Consider the following 16142-nt stretch of genomic DNA (forward strand, 5'->3'; position numbering starts at 1 on the left):
GATGTCCCGCACACCACCGCACGCCCGACGCTCGCGTACCCGCCGCCCGAGCGGTGGCACCATGGCCCGGTGACAATCGCACGTGCGGTCCCGGAGTCGTACCCGCAGCGGCGACCTGTCCAGGTCGTCGCCCACCGGGGCGCTTCCGAGGATGCACCAGAACATACGCTCGCCGCCTACCGGAAAGCCATCGAGGACGGCGCGGACGGGCTGGAGTGCGATGTACGGCTGACCGCGGACGGCGAACTGGTGTGCGTGCACGACTGGCGGGTGAACCGTACGTCCAACGGCCGCGGCGCCGTCTCCTCCCTCGAACTGGCCGACCTCGCCGCGCTGGACTTCGGGTCGTGGAAGGGGCAGTACGCCGACCCCGAGACCCCGGAGCGGTGGGACCCGGGCGAGCGCAGCCGCGTACTGACCCTGCACCGGCTGCTGGAACTGGTCGCCGAGACCGACCGGCGGGTCGAGCTGGCGATCGAGACCAAGCACCCCACGCGCTGGGCCGGGCAGGTCGAGCAGCGCCTTCTCGAACTGCTCCGCCGCTTCGGCCTGGACCGCCCGCCGAACGGCGAACCCTCGCAGGTCAGGGTGATGAGCTTCTCCGCGCGTTCGCTGCGGCGGGTGCTGCTGGCCGCGCCGACGCTGCCGACCGTCTATCTGATGCCGTACGTCACGCCGGCGCACCGCGACGGGCGGCTGCCCCCCGGGGTGCGGATCGCCGGGCCGAGCATCCGGATCCTGCGCGCCAACCCGGGGTACGTGGCCAGATTGCACCGGGTCGGCCACGCGGTCCACGTATGGACGGTGGACGAGCCGGCCGACGTGGAGCTGTGCGTACGGCTCGGGGTGGACGCGATCATCACCAACCGCCCGAGGCAGGTTCTGTCCCAGCTGGGCCGCTGATCTCCCACGTCATACGGGCTACGACGGTCATCGGGCGTACTCCGGCGCACGCGGATCGTGGCGACCGGCGGGCGATCGCGCCGTATCGCACTGGATCATGCCAACGGCATGGGCGGATCAGGCGCCTGTGTAAGGAGTGCGTCAATAGATCGCGGTTGGCCTGTTTCCGGTCGAGTCCAAAGGGGCATCCACCCTGTGGCGTGGGGTGAAGGAGGTCTCGGGGGTGTCGTTGATGGTGGCGCAGGAAGTGCCGACGTCCACGACCATGGCCCTGCCCCATGGTCCGACAGGCGTCGCGGAGGCACGCAGGAGACTGCGAAGGGACTTGTACGCGCGGGACGTTCCGGAGCCGGTGATCGACGACGCCGCCCTGATCCTCTCCGAACTGCTCAGCAACTCGTGCCGGCATGCCCGGCCGCTGGGCGACGACCGCGACGACCGCGGATTCGGCAGCGGTAACGGAATCGGCGGCGTCGGTGGCGGAGTCGGTGTCGGCGTCGACGTTGGCGTTGGCGCTGGCGTTGGCGGCCGGGAAAACGTCGACGGCGGCGGAGCGACGGGACAGGCGGGCGCGAAGGTACCCGGCGAGCCCTTGGAGGGCGGAATACGCGCTGCCTGGTCGATCGGCGGCGACGGGCTGCTGGTCCTGGAGGTCACCGACGGCGGCGGCCCCACCCGGCCGCGCCCGTCCAGCCCCTCCCTGACCGCCCACGGCGGACGCGGCCTCGGCATCGTGGCCAGCCTGGCGCTCCGCTGGGGTGTACGGGACACACCCGGTGAGGTCACCGTCTGGGCCCAACTCCCGGTCCGCGGCCGGCACGCCCGCCGTGACGACCCTCCCACCGGCATCGGCCTGCCCATGGGCGTCCCCCTGGACCTCCCCCTGGACCTCGCCGAGTCCCTGGACGACCTGGGCTGACCCGAGCCCCACCGGGTCCGAGAAGCGAAACCGAGCCGACCAGGGGCGAAGCCGAGCCTGCCGGGGGACGGACAAGCCGACCCAGGACGACAGCCGGGCCCGCCACGGGCGCAACGAGCCCGCGACGGCATCCGAGCCGCCGGGTACGAAAGCCAAGCGCGCCCGGCGATGGAGGACACCCGGGCGAAACCCGAGCCAACCCCGGCCCACCCGGCCTTCGAGAGCGGGCGGGTCCGCCCGGGCACGCGAGCGAAACGCCGGGCACCTACCCCGGGCCCGTCCGGCGTTCGAGGGCGGCCCGGCGGAAGCCGTTCACCCACACGAGTCGGGTCCTCCGGCGCGGACAACACCGCGCGCTAGGCTCGCCGCCGGAACACCGCCGCACCGGAAGAGACCGAGCCATGGCCAAGAAGCGCGCAACCGCCATCAGGACGAAGGGCCCCAGGGCCGCGGAGGGCGCGGCCGTTGCCGTGGTGGGTGCGCGGGAACCCTGCCCGTGCGGGTCGGGCCGCCGGTACAAGGCGTGCCACGGCCGCGAGGCCGCGCACGCGGTCACCGAACTCGTCCGCCGCCCCTTCGAGGGCCTGCCCGGCGAGTGCGACTGGGTGGCGCTGCGCGAGCTCGTGCCCGCCGCCACCGTGCCGCTCACCCTCAAGGAGGGCCTGCCCGACGGGGTGCCGTCGGTGACGCTCTGCACCGTCCTCCCGATGGCCTGGCCGGGCCTGCGCCGCGACACCGGTGGCGTACTGCTCGGTCTGCAGAACGACGCGGCCTCCGGCGACATCAGCCGCGACCTCGCGGACACCCTGCGGCGCGCGCTGACCGCCGAGCCGGGCAACCCGGTGGAGGGCCGCCGCCCGGCCGCGGACGGGCCGCGCCTGCAGGACCTGCTGGACCTGAACGCGCCCTTCGAGCCGGAGGTGCACACCGGGTTCGAGTTCTGGCTGGAGGACGCGGACACGGCGTCCGGCGAGGTGGCGGCATCGCTGGAGCGCGCCAACGAGGCGGCGATCCCGACCGTGCGGCTGACCGGCGTGGACGCCGCGTACTGGTGCGAGACGCCGGAGAAGAACCATCTGCGGTGGGTCATGCCGTACCCCGAGGAGGAGTTGCTGGACGCGCTGGCCCGGCTGCACGCGGCCGGCGCGTCGTCGCTCGGCGACGGTACGCGGCTGGTCGGCTCCTTCCGCGCGCACGGTCTGATGGTGCCGGTGTGGGACCTGCCGGCCGGACTGCCCGCGGAGGAGATCGAGAAGCCTGCGGCGGCCTTCGGCGAACTCCTGGCGGAGACGCTGACCCGTACGGAGCCGCTCACCGCCGAGGAGCGGCGCGCCCGCAGCGGTTTCACGAACCGCCAGATCACACTGAGCTGACGCCTCCCGGGGCGGCCCGGAGGGAGGTCGTTGCCGAGCGGCCGTCAGCGCCCGGCACCGGCCTCCAGAAGTCGGCCGCATCACCTCGGTAACCGGCCGTCCCCGGAGGACCGTTCACGCCCAGGCGACCGTTTCCCCAGCTCCCGCCAAGCTCCCGGATCACGCCCGGGCACCACCCCCGAACGGGGGCGCCGACCGAGCGGTTGGTTAGTGATTCCAATCACAAAATCGCTTGGAAATGCCTGGAAACACCGGGGAAACGGCCGGGGCGCTCCGGACGGGATTTGCGATCGGCTGAAGTCTTGTTACCGTTTGAACAGCCCAGTCGCTGGTGCATCCCCCGTCGCCAGCGACTGGGTGTTTCCATGCCCGGCCGGCACCTGGACGCTGCCCCCGCGGATACGTGCCCCGACCCGGACGAGCGGCCCCGGCGCGGGCGGACGGCTCGGATACGGTCCCCCGGCCCCGGCCCCGGACAACGCACCGCCACGGCCTCGGCCACTGAAGAGACCGCTCGGCTCCGGCGTCCCCATCCCGGGCAACAGCCTCGCCACATTCCGCGCCCACTCCCGTGACGCCCTCAGCCCGTACCGCGCGAGGCACCCTGCCCTTCCCTCGGCTCCCGCACATGCGGGACGCCCTTCCCTCCGTCCACGCCCCCCGCCGGCCCGGCGGTCGCCGCGGCCAGCGGCAGTACGAGGAAGAGCGCGGCCACGCTCGCGACGGCCACCCGCCGCAAACCCGCGGCATGGGCCCGCGTCTGCTCGTCCGGCGTTCGGGGTCGCCCGGACTGCCCGGGTCCCGCCGGCTCCTCGGCTCCCCCCGGTCCCTTTTCCGTCACGGTCCCCACCTCGCGTTCAGGAAGACGATCGCGGCGGGTCCGAACACCAGGCTCGGAACCGGCCGTTCCGGCAACGCCCTCGCGAGCCGTCCCGCAAGCCCGGTAAGCGTTGCCGAAACCGTCGAGACCCGCCCCCGCGAGCGCCTCAGTACGTCAGCCGGCCCCCGTCGGGCGCCGTGCACCCGGCCTGCACCAGCGCTTCCACCAGCGTGCCGATCCGCGGCAGCCAGGGAGCCGTCTCGCCCGTGCCCACCGTCGGCGGCCGGACCCAGCGGAGCTGCCCCGCGCTGCTGCTGGAGGGCGGCAGCGCAATGTAGCCCCCGTCGCCGTGGTAGCGCAGCGAGGTCGGCACCCAGTCCTGGCTGTCGAGGAGTTCGCCGAGTTCGTCCAGCGAGTAGGGGGCGACGAGGAAGAGGTAGCGGGTGGGGGTGGCGGCCACCGGGCCGAGCCGGAAGCCGAGCTGTTCGATGGCGTCCAGCGCGCGGGAGCCGGCCACCGCGGGCAGGCTCGCCGCGGAGACCCGGTCACCGGTCGCCAGAACGACCGGGGCGTCCGGCCGCCGGGTCCACCACCAGCGGACCATCCGGGGGTCCCGGGTGGCCGCGAGGAGTCCGGGATCCAGCGGATGGACCCCCGGCACCGGGCAGTTGGCGCGCGGGCAGGCGCACGGCTGCGCACCGGCGGTCCGCCAGGCGCCCCGCCGGTCGTACCCGACGCCGGGCACCACGCGCCACTTCCACTGTTCGGCGTAGGTGAGCGCCGCGTTCAGCAACGCGGTCCGCCCCTTTCGGTGGAGAGAGAGCTTGCGTCGCCTTCCGAGGATCTCGCGCATCAGCGCTCGTTCCTTTCCGTTAACGCCCAGGGATCTGCCCATTACACAACGTAACTGTCGAGCACACCGCATACGAGGCAGCGCATCACGCTGCCAGCCGAGCGTGGAACGTGGCGGAGGGTGGCGCACATGTGGCGCTTGTCTCGCTCACGGTGCCCCGATCGTGAGCCACTGCTCGTGGTTCCCGCTGGGCGCAGCACCCCCCACCACTCGGGGTTGGGTCGGCCGTCACCTGTTTACGTACTACGACGCTTGAGCCGGACTTCGGGTTCCTACCCATCACCCGCGTTATGACGCGCTGTTGGCTGGGATCAGTCGACAACCCGCATCAACCGGGGGTGGCGGTTTTGAGTCAACGTACGCGGTCCGCCGAGAGTACCGCAAGGCCTCGACACATTCGTTGTACCAGGACAATCCTGGACATGCCCACGATCGTGCGTGTAGAAGTGGGGTCCTTGGTAGCGGCGCAGCACGACATGGGGGTTTGCAATGCTATTCATGCAGATGCTCCGCGCACTGCGGACGAAAAGCGCTGATTGCCCCACCCGCCGCTCGCTGGCCGGAAGTCCCAGGTCATGAGCACTGCCCACGTCAGAAAAGTGGCTGGAACCGAGCCATCCTCTTCGGTCACGGCGCAAAATCCCGCCGCCTCTGCCGACTGCCCTGCCGACTCCGCGGCCGTCCCCGTCGCGCCGGCCCCCTCGTCCGCCGTCTCCGCGCACCCGACCCACCCCGAGCGGATGCCGGTCCGCGGCACCCCCGCCCACCACCTCGCCGTCCAGGACCGGCTCGCGACCTGGGTGTGCGATCTGTCGCTGCTGCACGAGCTGACCGAGCGCCTGGTCCGCGTCCCCGAACTGGAGGACGCGCTGCACGAGGTGCTGCGGGCCGGCGCCACCCTGGTCGGCGCCCAGCGCGGCATGATCGCGCTGGAGTCCGCGGACGGCCTCGTCCCGGACACCACCGTCGGCCTGGGTCTGGCCCGCCCCGACCTGGGAACGCTGGAGACGGTCCCGCACGAGGACCACGGGGCTCGCGCCCGCCACGGCGACACGCCGGGCGGCCCCGCGGACCCCTCGCACCCGGAGCCCGGTGCCCCCGCCGAGACCGTCCACCGCGACCTGCTCCACGAACCCGGCCTCACCCCGCGCCACCGCGAGGTCGCCGCGCAGCTCGGCCTCGGCGCCAGCTACGCGCTGCCGCTCCGTGCGGAGCGGGCCGGCCGGCTCGGCACGGCCGTCTGGTTCTACGACGAACCCACCGAGCCCGCCGACCGGCAGCGCCGCCTGGTCGGGCTGTACGCACGGTTCGCCGCCGAGCACCTGGCCCGCTGTCTCGAACTGGGCCGCGCCCGGTGCACCACCGCCGCGCTCACCGCCGAACTCCTGCCCGCCCGGCTGCCGCGCGTGCCCGGCGTGCGGATGGCCGTACGGCACAAGGCCGGACCGCGCGGCGGCGGCGACTGGTACGACGCGCTGCCGCTGCCGGAGGGCGCGCTCGGGCTGGCCGTCGGCGGGGTGACCGGGGCCGGACCCGGCGCGGTCGCCGCGATGGGACGGCTGCGGGCGAGCCTCCGGGCGTACGCCGTGATGGAGGGCGAGGACCCGGTCGCCGTCCTGTCCGACCTGGAGCTGCTGCTGCGGCTGACCGAGCCGGCCCGGTCCGCGACCGCCCTGTTCGGGTACGCCACCGCGGCCCCGGGCGGTGGTCACCGGCTGACCCTGGCGGGCGCCGGGCACTGCCCGCCGCTGGTCGTCGGCGACCTGCGCTGCGAGTACGTGGAGACGTCGCTCTCCGCCCCGCTGAACATGCTGAGCTGCTGGGAGGCACCGAGCGTGGAGCTGTGCGCCCGGCCCGGCGAGAGCCTCCTGCTCTACACCGACGGCCTGCTGCACCGCACCGGGGAGAGCGCCGACCGGGCCTTCGCGCGGCTGCACTCCGCCGCGCAGGGCGCCCCCTGGCTGGTCCGCGACGACCCCGAGCTGCTGGCCGACCACATCCTGCACACCGTGCTGCCCGACGACCTCGACCGGGCGGACGGCAGGGAGGACCTGGTCCTGCTGGTCGCCCGGTTCGACTGAGCGCCGGACCGGGGACGGGCACGCCCGGGGCCGTATTCCGCCGGCGGACCCCGCGCATACGATGGAGGCAGGGCTCATCGTGAGGAGGCAGGACGTGGCGGAGGCCGACCGGCAGCAGGGCGCGGCGGGGGACCCGGACCAGACCCCGGACGACAGCACCACCCCGGACAGCGCCCAGGACAAGCCCATCAAGCAGCGGAAGAACGGGCTGTACCCGGCCGTGTCCGACGAACTGGCCGCCGTCATGAAGTCCGGCTGGGCCGACACCGAGCTGCGCGGCCTGGCCCCGATCGCCCAGGCCGCCCACACCGCCGCGCGCCGCGCCGCGCTCTCCGCCCGCTTTCCCGGCGAGCGGATCGTGGTCCCCGCGGGCAACCTGCGCACCCGGGCCAACGACACCGAGTACCCGTTCCGCGCCGGGACCGAGTACGTCCACCTGACCGGTGATCAGACGCAGGACGCCGTGCTGGTCCTCGAACCGCTGCCCGACAGCGGGCACCAGGCGACCGCGTACCTGCTGCCGCGATCCGACCGGGAGAACGGCGAGTTCTGGCTGGACGGGCAGGGCGAGCTGTGGGTCGGCCGCCGACACAGCCTCGCCGAGGCCGAGCAACTGCTCGGGCTGCCCTGCAAGGACGTCCGCAAGGTCGCGGACGAGCTGCGCGAGGCGACCGGCCCGGTCCGGGTGGTCCGCGGCTACGACGCCGGGATCGAGGCGGCCCTCACCGACAAGGTGACCGCCGAGCGGGACGCCGGGCTCAAGGTCTTCCTCTCCGAACTGCGCCTGGTCAAGGACGACTTCGAGATCGCCGAACTGCAGAAGGCGTGCGACTCCACGGCACGCGGCTTCGAGGACGTCGTCAGGGCGCTCGACCAGGCCGCGGCCACCTCGGAGCGCTACATCGAGGGGACGTTCTTCCTGCGGGCCCGCGTCGAGGGCAACGACGTCGGCTACGGCTCCATCTGCGCGGCCGGCCCGCACGCCACCACCCTGCACTGGGTGCGCAACGACGGCCCGGTCCGCTCCGGCGAACTCCTGCTGCTGGACGCGGGCGTGGAGACGCACTCCCTCTACACCGCCGATGTCACCCGCACGCTGCCGGTCAGCGGCCGCTTCTCGCCGCTCCAGCGGAAGATCTACGACGCGGTGTACGCGTCCCAGCAGGCCGGTATCGACGCGGTCAAGCCCGGCGCCGCCTACCGCGACTTCCATGAGGCGTCGCAGCGGGTGCTCGCCGAGAAGCTGGTCGAGTGGGGGCTGCTGGAAGGACCGGTCGAGCGGGTGCTCGAACTCGCCCTCCAGCGCCGCTGGACGCTGCACGGCACCGGCCACATGCTCGGCCTCGACGTGCACGACTGCGCGCAGGCGCGGACCGAGGCGTACGTGGACTGCACGCTGGAGCCCGGCATGGTGCTCACCGTGGAGCCCGGCCTGTACTTCCAGGCGGACGACCTGACCGTGCCCGAGGAGTACCGCGGGATCGGCGTGCGCATCGAGGACGACATCCTGGTCACCGCGGACGGCAACCGCAATCTGTCCGCCGCGCTGCCGCGCGAGGCGGGCGAGGTCGAGGCATGGATGGCCGCGCTGCGCGGGTAGCGGGCGGCGTGTGACGCGTGCGTACGGGCGTAGGTACGTCCGTACACACGGGGGCGTCGGGCGGAACGGGCGGAAGTCCGATCAGGAGGCCTTCAGCAGCGCGTCGTCACGCCACTTCAGCATCTTGTCGAACGACACGATCGTCCCGTGCCCCGGCCGGTCGTGAAAGTGCACATGGTCCACGAGTGCCTCGATCAGGAAGAGTCCGCGCCCGTGCTCGGCGTGCTGGCCCCGGTGGGTCAGCGGCCGGGCCGGGGGGCGGAAGTGTTCGCGGGCAAGGCCCGGTCCGGAATCGGCCACCTCGATACGGCAGCGGTCGCCGTCGATCTGCGCGGTGACGCTGTAGCCCGTGGCTGTTCCGGCGTGTTCCACGGCATTGGCGCACGCCTCGGAGAGCGCCACCGAGAGGTCGAAGGAGATGTCGGGGTCCACCCCGGCGGTCTCCATCGTCCCCAGCAGCAGTTTCCGGGCCAGCGGAACGCTCGCAGCCTCGCGCCGCAAATGGAGAGACCACCAGATGCTCATGCTCCAGCCTCCTGGCTGCGGCTCGACATACGGTTACGTATTGCCGTGAAGGGCGGCCCGTAAGCATGGCGTTGACGTCTTGCCGCTCATTCGGCGGATGCGGGGGCCCGGCGTACGGGTGTAGGGGGCGGCGCACAGGACGACCCGGCCGCCTCCGGTCCGCTCCCGTGAGCCGCCCACCCGCCGTCTCCGGCGCCGCGGCGCGGTGAGAGGATGGCCGCCGTCATGGCTTCTCCCGCCCCCTCCGTGCGCGCAGGCGCCGGGCTGAGACTGCTGCGGGCCGCGGTGTTCACCGCGGTCTGCGTCGTGCTGGCCGCCGCTGGGCACTCGATGGCGGCCGGCCGTGCGGTGCCCGTGTGGTCGCTGGCGCTCGGCTGGGTCGCGGTCTTCGCGGTCACCGCCCCGCTGGCGGGCCGGGAGCGGTCGCTGCCCGGGATCGCCGCGCTGCTCGCGGTGGGGCAGATCACCCTGCACGCGGTCTTCAACGCCGGTCAGGTGTGCGCGGCGCTCACCGCCTCCGCTGCGGCGCCGGGTCCGTCCGCGGGGGACAGCCGTCTGATGGCGCTCGCCGCCCGGCTGGTGTGCGACGGCCACGGGCTGCGGCTCACCCCGCGGTCCGCCCGCGAGATCGTGGTGCGGGCCGGGATCGACCCGTCCGTGGTCGTGATGCCGGCGCACACCCATGGCACGGGCGCGCCCGGCGGCTCCGGGCACGCCGCGGCGGATCCGATGACCACGATGGCCGCCGTGCCGATGTGCTCGCCGCCGATGCTCCTGGGACACCTGCTGGCCGCGGTGGTGGCGGGCTGGTTGCTGCGGCGCGGCGAGTCGGCGCTGTGGCGGCTGGCGGGGCTCTCGGTACGCGGCGCCGCCGCGCTCTCGCCCGCCGCCGCGTTCCGCCGCGCCCGCGCGCTGCTGTCGGTTCTCGCGGCGCGCGCCCCGTACGCGCGGCTGCGTGTCCGGTGTGCGACGGGGGAGGCGGCGGGCCGGCACCGCACGGTGTGGCTGCGGCACTGCGTGGCCAGGCGCGGGCCGCCGGCGGTCGCCCTGGCGGCCTGACGCGGCGTCGGCTTTTCCTCCGGACGGCTTCTTGTCCCGGGGAGCGGTGGGACGACGCGCGGGTCGCCGGCCGCGTACCCGTATCCGTACAGCCGTCCGGTGCGCGGGAGCGCGGCCGTAACCCGCTCACCGCGCGGCGGCAGCACAGCGCCGGGGTGTGCGGGTGCCACGCCACCGTCCGCATCACTTCACAGGGAGAAACCGCTGCCATGAGCAGTTCCCGTACGCGCGGCCGTGCCGCGACCGTCGCCGCACTCGCCGGATCCGCCGTCCTGCTGGGCGCCGTGCCGGCCCTCGCCCATGTCTCCGTGCAGCCGGGGACGGCGCCCAAGGGGGGCTACAGCACGGTGGCCTTCAAGGTGCCCAACGAGCAGGACGACGCGTCGACGGTCAAGGTCGAGGTCCATCTGCCGACCGGTCATCCGATCGCGTCGGTGTCGCTGCAACCGGTGCCCGGCTGGACCGCGCAGGTCAGCACCGCGAAGCTGAGCCCCCCGCTGAAGACGGACGACGGCACGGTCGACCAGGCGGTCACCAAGATCACCTGGAGTGGGGGGAAGATCGCGCCGGGCCAGTTCCAGCAGTTCCCGGTCTCGTTCGGGCCGCTGCCCGACGACACGGACGAGCTGGTCTTCAAGGCCCTCCAGACGTACGACAACGGCGACGTCGTCCGGTGGATCGAGGTACCGCGGGCGGGCCGGTCGGAACCGGAGAACCCGGCGCCGGTGCTGACGCTGACCGCTGCCGCTTCGGATCACGGACACGCGGGCACGCCCGAGCCCGCGCCCGCGCCGGGCGCGGACGACGGGACCGGCGCGCAGGACGACGAGGCGCGGACCGCCTCCGCCACCTCCGTCGGGATCACCGACAGCAGTGACGACACCGCCCGCGCGCTGGGCGCCGCCGGGATCGCCGTCGGCGCGCTCGGCGTCGCCTTCGGCGTTTTCGCGGGCCGCCGCCGCAAGCCGTCGGGCGGCTCGGCCGGCGGTTCCTCCGACAGTTCCGCCGGCGGCTCCTCGCACCCGTCCGCCTGATCCGGTTTCGCCGCGGACGGGCTGACGCCCGAGCTCCTGGAGTGGGCAGCCGAGGAACAAGGCAGCCAACCGAAGGAGCGAGCAGGAAGACCAACCGAAAAACCGGCGGACCGCTCCAGGCACGCGGTCGCCCGGCTCCCACTGAGTGAGGACCACCCTTCATGCGCACCACCGTCAAGCTCGCTGCCACGGCCCTCGTCACCGCGTCCGTCCTCACCCTGGCCGGCTGCGGGGCTTCCGGCGGCACCGGTTCGGGTTCCGGTCCCGACGCGGGCAACGCCGTGTCGATCAGCGGCGCCGACGCCAAGGCGGGCACGCTGCTCGACACCCCGTTCACCAAGCCGAACCTGCTGCTGACCGACCATCACGGCAAGCCGTACGACCTGGTGAAGGAGACGGCGGGCCACCCCACACTGCTCTTCTTCGGCTACACGCACTGTCCCGACGTCTGCCCGACCACCATGAGCGACCTGGCACTGGCCAAGTCCAAGCTGCCCGCCACCGAACAGGCCAAACTGCGGGTGGTGTTCGTCAGCTCCGACCCCGAACGCGACACCCCGGCCCGGCTGAACGCCTGGCTCGGCGCGATGGACCCCAGCTTCATCGGCCTGACCGGCACGTTCGCCACCATCCAGGCCGCCGCGCGATCGCTGGGCGTCGGCATCGACGCGCCGGTGAAGGAGAAGGACGGCAGCATCACGGTCACGCACGGCGCCGAGGTGCTGGCCTTCTGGCCCAAGGACGACAAGGCCCACGTGCTGTACATGTCGGGGGTCACGGCCGAGCAGTACGAGGCGGATCTGCCGGAGCTGATCAGGAGTGAGGCGCCGTGAGGCGGGTGGGCCGGGTCCGGGCCGAGGGCTCGGTGACGCCCGGGGGGCCGATGGCAGCCGCGAGTTCCGGGACACCCGCGCACCCGGCGGCAGCCGCGAGTTCCGGGACACCCGCGCACCCCGCCACGCACCGACGGCGCAAGGTCGCCGGTGCGGTCACCGGTGCGCTCGCGGGCGGCGCGGCCGTCGCGGTGGCCGCGGCGGTGGCGCTCGGCGGGTTCTCGTCCTCCGACGCGTCCGCCCGTGGCAACACCCGGGCCGACCTCGCGGTGACCGGCGGCTACATCCCCCGCCCGATCCTCGCCGATCTGGCCGCCGCGTACGTCACGGTCACCAACTCCGGTGGCACGCCGGCCGAACTGACCTCCGTGACCACCCCGCTGGCGGCGCACGTCACGCTGCACACCACCACGGGCACCACCATGCGCCAGGTCGCGTCGCTGACCGTCCCGGCCGGTGGCCGCCTCACTCTCGGCACCGGCGGCGACCACCTGATGCTGGAGAACCTCACCCGCCGCCCGGCCGTCGGCGACACGGTCCCGCTCACCCTGCACTTCGCCCACGCCACGCCCGCCGCCGTGACGGTCACCGTGCCCGTGCGCCCCACGACCTACCGCCCCGGGGACTGATCGGCCGATGAACACACGGTTGTCCGTACGTTCGTACGCCCGCCTGCGCGCTCGGGGGTACGGGAGCAGGTCCGCACGACGGAACGCTCCGGCGTACGCCCCCGCGCGCGACAACCCGCGCGCGGGGGCGTACCCGCGGACGCACACCCGCACCTACGCGCGACCGTACGCCCGGCGACTGGGTGCGCTCGCGGTCGGACTCGGCGGGCTGGTCGCCCTGCTGCTCGGTACCGCCACGCCCGCGTCCGCGCACGCCGCGCTGATCGGTACCGACCCCGGGCAGGGCTCGGTGGTGCGGACGGCGCCGCAGCGGGTGGTGCTCACCTTCTCCGAGGGGGTACTGCTCTCCGACGACTCGCTGCGGGTGCTCGACCCGGGCGGCGTGAACGTGGCGGTGGGCGCGCCGGCGCATGTGAGCGGGAAGGGGGCCGCGGCCACCGCGGCCGTCGGGCTGCGCCCGGGGCTCGCCGACGGCACGTACACCGTGGCCTGGCGGGCGGTGTCGCAGGACAGCCACCCGGTCGCCGGGGCCTTCACCTTCTCGGTCGGCGCGCCGTCGAAGACGAGCGTGGATCTGTCCGGGCAGGCCGCGGTGGGCGGCGGCGCGGCGGGCACGCTCTACGGGATCGCCCGCTGGTTCGCCTACGCCGGGTTCGCCCTGCTGGTCGGCGGATCGGTGTTCCTGACCGCGTGCTGGCCGCGCGGCGCCCTGCTGCGGCCGATGCGGCGGCTCGCGGCCGGCGGCTGGGCCACCCTGGTCGCCGCCACCATCGCCCTGCTCATGCTGCGCGGCCCGTACGTCAACGGCACGGGCCTCGCCGACGCATTCGACAGCGGTGTGATGCGGTCGATGCTGGAGACCCGGCCGGGTGCCGCCCTGCTCTCCCGACTGCTGCTGCTCGCCGCCGCGGCCGTCTTCCTCGCGGTGCTCTTCGGCAGTTACGCCAAGCGCGAGGACCCGGCCGAACGCGCAGACCTGGCCTGGGGCCTCGGCATCGGGGGCAGTGTGGTGGCGGCCGGCATCGCGGCCACCTGGGCGATGGCCGAACACGCCTCGGTCGGCATCCAGCGCAGACTCGCGATGCCGGTGGACGTCATCCACCTGCTGTCCATGGCGGTCTGGCTGGGCGGCCTGGTCACCCTGCTCACGGCCCTGTGGGCGCCCGCGACGGCGAGCCTGGTCGAACGGGCCGCCGTACGCCGCTTCTCGACCGTCGCGCTGACCGCGGTCACCACGCTGATCTGCACCGGGACGTACCAGGCGTGGCGGCAGGTCGGCACCTGGTCGGCGTTCGTGGACACCTCGTACGGGCGGCTGCTGCTGATCAAACTGGGGCTGGTGGGGACGCTGGTGGGGGTGGCGTGGTTCTCGCGTCGGTGGACGCGGGTGCTGGGGGAGACGGGAGCCGCCGTGCGGGCTTCTTCCGTGGCGGCGTCCAGGGCGTCCAGGGCGTCCGGGGCGTCCGGGGCGTCCGGGGCGTCGGCGAAGGGTGCGGTCGATGCCCCGGCAGAGGCTCCGGCCGACAGTCCGGCCGAGGCCCGGCAGCCGGTGGCCGCCGCGGTGACCGGTCCGGCCGGGAGCGAGCGGGCCGCCCAGTTGCGGCGGCAGCAGGCCGCGCGCAGTGCCGCACGGGCGAGGAAGGCACGCGCCGCGGACCCGGCGCGGGGCGGGCTGCGGCGCTCGGTGCTCACCGAGGTGGCGGTGGCCGTCGTCCTGCTGTCGGTCACCACGATGCTGACCGGTACGCAACCGGGGCGGGCCGCGGAGGAGCAGAAGGGACTGGCGTCCGCGCCTTCCCCCGCGCCCACCGGATCGAGCGCTCCAGGACAACTCAGCGTCCGCTTCCCGTACGACACCCTCGGCCCGAACGGCAAGGGCACCGCCGAACTCGTCCTGTCCCCGGGGCGCGCCGGCAACCCCACCGTGGTGCACCTCCTCCTCACCGATCCGGCGGGCCTGTCCGTGAACGTCCCCGAGGTCCGGCTGGCCTTCACCCTCCCGGCCGAGAACCTGGGGCCCATCAAGATCCCCCTGCACCGCCTGGCCACCGGCCACTGGACCGCCACCGGCGTCCAACTCCCGCTGCCGGGCAGCTGGCAGTCGTCCGTCACCATCCGCACCTCGGACATCGACGAGGTGACGGAAACGAAGAAGGTGGAGATCACTCCGTGAGCAACCACAGCGATACGGCCGGCGCCCGCGACCGGGACGCCCGGCGCGCCACGACCGCGGCCACCTCCGCCGAGGGCGCCCCGGGCTTCGCCGGTGTCAGCCGGCGGCGGTTGCTCGGGACCGCGGGGGCCGCCGGCGCCGCGGGACTGGTGGTGGGAGGCGGGGCAGCGGTCGGCGGCACGGTGGCCGCACGGGAAGAGGCCGCCACCGCGCTGACGACCGTAGGCTCTTCGTACATCCCGTTCGAAGGCGCGCGGCAGGCCGGGATCGTCGAGCCGGCGCAGGCGCGGGGGCACCTGGTGGCGTTCGACCTGGCGCCCGGGGCGGACCGGCGGGCCGCCGCCGCACTTCTGCGGCGCTGGTCGGACGCGGCGCGGGCGATGACGGGTCAGGGGCGGCCGGCGGTCCCGGCGTCGTACGACGACCAGGTGGCCGATGACGCCGGGCCCTGCTCGCTGACCGTCACCTTCGGGTTCGGGCGGAGCTTCTTCGGGCGGACCGGGCTGACCGCGCGGATGCCGGAAGCCCTCGCCCCGCTGCCGGACTTTCCCGGCGACGCGCTGGACGCCAGACGCAGCGACGGAGATCTGTGGGTGCGGATCGGCGCGGACGACGCGCTCGTCGCCTTTCAGGCACTGCGGGTGATCCAGAAGGCGGCGCACGACACCGCGTCGGTGCGCTGGCAGATGAACGGGTTCAACCGCACGCCGGGCGCGACCGCCCGTCCCGCGACCGGGCGCAATCTGATGGGGCAGATCGACGGGACGAACAATCCGAAGCCGACGGACCCCGATTTCGACGAGAAGATCTTCGTACCGGCGTCCGGCTCCCCTTCCTGGATGGCCGGCGGCTCGTACGCCGTGGTACGCCGCATCCGGATGCTGCTCGACTCCTGGGACCACCTCTCCGTCGAGCGCCAGGAGAAGGTGATCGGGCGCCGCAAGTCCGACGGGGCGCCGCTGTCCGGCGGTACCGAGACGACCCGGGTGGACCTGGAGAAGATCCGCCCGGACGGTTCGCTCGCCGTCGCGGGCGACGCGCACATCCGGGTCGCGGCCCCCGCGTCCAACAGCGGCGCGACGATGCTGCGGCGCGCGTTCTCGTACCACGACGGCATCGGGAGCGACGGGGCACCCGACGCCGGGTTGCTCTTCGTGGCGTGGCAGGCCGATCCGCTGCGCGGCTTCGTACCGGTGCAGCGCAAGCTCGACGGCGCGGACGGCCTCTCGCGGTTTCTGCGGCACGAGGCGAGCGGGCTGTTCGCGGTGCCGGGCGGCGTGGGTCCGGGCGAATACGTCGGACAGCGACTCCTGGAGGGCTGACGCCCGAGCTCCCGCAGT

At 73.7% G+C, this 16142-nt stretch carries 14 protein-coding genes; 11 read left to right on the plus strand and 3 right to left on the minus strand.

What is annotated here, in order from left to right:
• The first annotated feature begins 69 nt into the window (after positions 1–69).
• From VIW71_RS05130 to VIW71_RS05140, 3 genes are all read left to right on the plus strand, one after another.
• On the plus strand, positions 70–903 hold the full coding sequence (locus tag VIW71_RS05130) for a glycerophosphodiester phosphodiesterase (RefSeq protein ID WP_331620756.1): 834 nt from the start codon (positions 70–72) through the stop codon (positions 901–903).
• Positions 904–1126: 223 nt separating this feature from the next.
• Positions 1127–1822 (plus strand): ATP-binding protein, encoded by a 696-nt coding sequence (locus tag VIW71_RS05135; RefSeq protein WP_414720659.1) that lies wholly within the window; start codon positions 1127–1129, stop codon positions 1820–1822.
• A gap of 401 nt (positions 1823–2223) precedes the next feature.
• Positions 2224–3195: a DUF5926 family protein gene (locus VIW71_RS05140; protein ID WP_331620758.1), complete on the plus strand. Its 972-nt coding sequence runs from the start codon at positions 2224–2226 to the stop codon at positions 3193–3195.
• Between the two features lie 580 nt (positions 3196–3775).
• Here the strand turns inward: VIW71_RS05140 and VIW71_RS05145 are convergent.
• A complete protein-coding gene (locus VIW71_RS05145; RefSeq protein WP_331620759.1) occupies positions 3776–3925 on the minus strand; it encodes a hypothetical protein in 150 nt (49 codons plus the stop codon).
• Between the two features lie 256 nt (positions 3926–4181).
• Positions 4182–4868 carry a bifunctional DNA primase/polymerase gene (locus VIW71_RS05150; RefSeq protein ID WP_331620760.1) on the minus strand — a complete coding sequence of 229 codons (687 nt, stop codon included), beginning with the start codon at positions 4866–4868 and terminating at the stop codon, positions 4182–4184.
• A gap of 575 nt (positions 4869–5443) precedes the next feature.
• Between VIW71_RS05150 and VIW71_RS05155 the strand changes: the two genes are divergently transcribed.
• Together VIW71_RS05155 and VIW71_RS05160 are read left to right on the plus strand one after the other, a co-directional pair.
• A complete protein-coding gene (locus VIW71_RS05155) occupies positions 5444–6949 on the plus strand; it encodes a PP2C family protein-serine/threonine phosphatase (RefSeq protein WP_414720660.1) in 1506 nt (501 codons plus the stop codon).
• A 187-nt stretch (positions 6950–7136) separates the two neighbouring features.
• Complete coding sequence (locus VIW71_RS05160; RefSeq protein ID WP_414720664.1) at positions 7137–8549, plus strand: aminopeptidase P family protein; 1413 nt, start codon at positions 7137–7139, stop codon at positions 8547–8549.
• Positions 8550–8630: 81 nt separating this feature from the next.
• Here VIW71_RS05160 and VIW71_RS05165 read toward each other — a convergent pair whose 3' ends face one another.
• Entirely contained in the window at positions 8631–9074 is a 444-nt protein-coding gene (locus VIW71_RS05165) for an ATP-binding protein (protein WP_331620763.1), read from the minus strand.
• A 225-nt stretch (positions 9075–9299) separates the two neighbouring features.
• On the opposite strand from VIW71_RS05165, the gene VIW71_RS05170 reads away from it, so the two are divergent.
• The 6 genes from VIW71_RS05170 to efeB all read left to right on the plus strand — a co-directional run bounded on the left by VIW71_RS05170 (position 9300) and on the right by efeB (position 16124).
• The gene (locus VIW71_RS05170) at positions 9300–10133 is read left to right on the plus strand and encodes a hypothetical protein (protein ID WP_331620764.1); all 834 of its coding nucleotides are present in this window, start codon (positions 9300–9302) and stop codon (positions 10131–10133) included.
• Between the two features lie 209 nt (positions 10134–10342).
• A complete protein-coding gene (locus VIW71_RS05175) occupies positions 10343–11167 on the plus strand; it encodes a YcnI family protein (protein ID WP_331620765.1) in 825 nt (274 codons plus the stop codon).
• A gap of 161 nt (positions 11168–11328) precedes the next feature.
• Positions 11329–12000 (plus strand): SCO family protein, encoded by a 672-nt coding sequence (locus VIW71_RS05180; protein WP_331620766.1) that lies wholly within the window; start codon positions 11329–11331, stop codon positions 11998–12000.
• 50 nt (positions 12001–12050) lie between these two features.
• Positions 12051–12629 (plus strand): copper chaperone PCu(A)C, encoded by a 579-nt coding sequence (locus VIW71_RS05185; protein ID WP_331620767.1) that lies wholly within the window; start codon positions 12051–12053, stop codon positions 12627–12629.
• 7 nt (positions 12630–12636) lie between these two features.
• Positions 12637–14802 (plus strand): copper resistance CopC/CopD family protein, encoded by a 2166-nt coding sequence (locus VIW71_RS05190; protein ID WP_331620768.1) that lies wholly within the window; start codon positions 12637–12639, stop codon positions 14800–14802.
• Positions 14799–16124: an iron uptake transporter deferrochelatase/peroxidase subunit gene (gene efeB, locus VIW71_RS05195; protein WP_414720661.1), complete on the plus strand. Its 1326-nt coding sequence runs from the start codon at positions 14799–14801 to the stop codon at positions 16122–16124. The genes VIW71_RS05190 and efeB overlap by 4 nt, the downstream gene beginning before the upstream one ends.
• The last annotated feature ends 18 nt before the right edge of the window (positions 16125–16142 follow it).

Source organism: Streptomyces sp. (genome assembly GCF_036524955.1).
Classification (GTDB): domain Bacteria; phylum Actinomycetota; class Actinomycetes; order Streptomycetales; family Streptomycetaceae; genus Actinacidiphila.

Excerpts from the sequence above, each read along its gene's own strand:
- VIW71_RS05140 (WP_331620758.1), top strand. The coding sequence starts at position 2,224 with ATGGCCAAGAAGCGCGCAACCGCCATCAGGACGAAGGGCCCCAGGGCC.
- VIW71_RS05155 (WP_414720660.1), top strand. The coding sequence starts at position 5,444 with ATGAGCACTGCCCACGTCAGAAAAGTGGCTGGAACCGAGCCATCCTCT.
- VIW71_RS05180 (WP_331620766.1), top strand. The coding sequence starts at position 11,329 with ATGCGCACCACCGTCAAGCTCGCTGCCACGGCCCTCGTCACCGCGTCC.
- VIW71_RS05185 (WP_331620767.1), top strand. The coding sequence starts at position 12,051 with ATGGCAGCCGCGAGTTCCGGGACACCCGCGCACCCGGCGGCAGCCGCG.
- VIW71_RS05150 (WP_331620760.1), bottom strand. The coding sequence starts at position 4,868 with ATGCGCGAGATCCTCGGAAGGCGACGCAAGCTCTCTCTCCACCGAAAG.
- VIW71_RS05190 (WP_331620768.1), top strand. The coding sequence starts at position 12,637 with ATGAACACACGGTTGTCCGTACGTTCGTACGCCCGCCTGCGCGCTCGG.
- VIW71_RS05175 (WP_331620765.1), top strand. The coding sequence starts at position 10,343 with ATGAGCAGTTCCCGTACGCGCGGCCGTGCCGCGACCGTCGCCGCACTC.
- VIW71_RS05170 (WP_331620764.1), top strand. The coding sequence starts at position 9,300 with ATGGCTTCTCCCGCCCCCTCCGTGCGCGCAGGCGCCGGGCTGAGACTG.
- VIW71_RS05165 (WP_331620763.1), bottom strand. The coding sequence starts at position 9,074 with ATGAGCATCTGGTGGTCTCTCCATTTGCGGCGCGAGGCTGCGAGCGTT.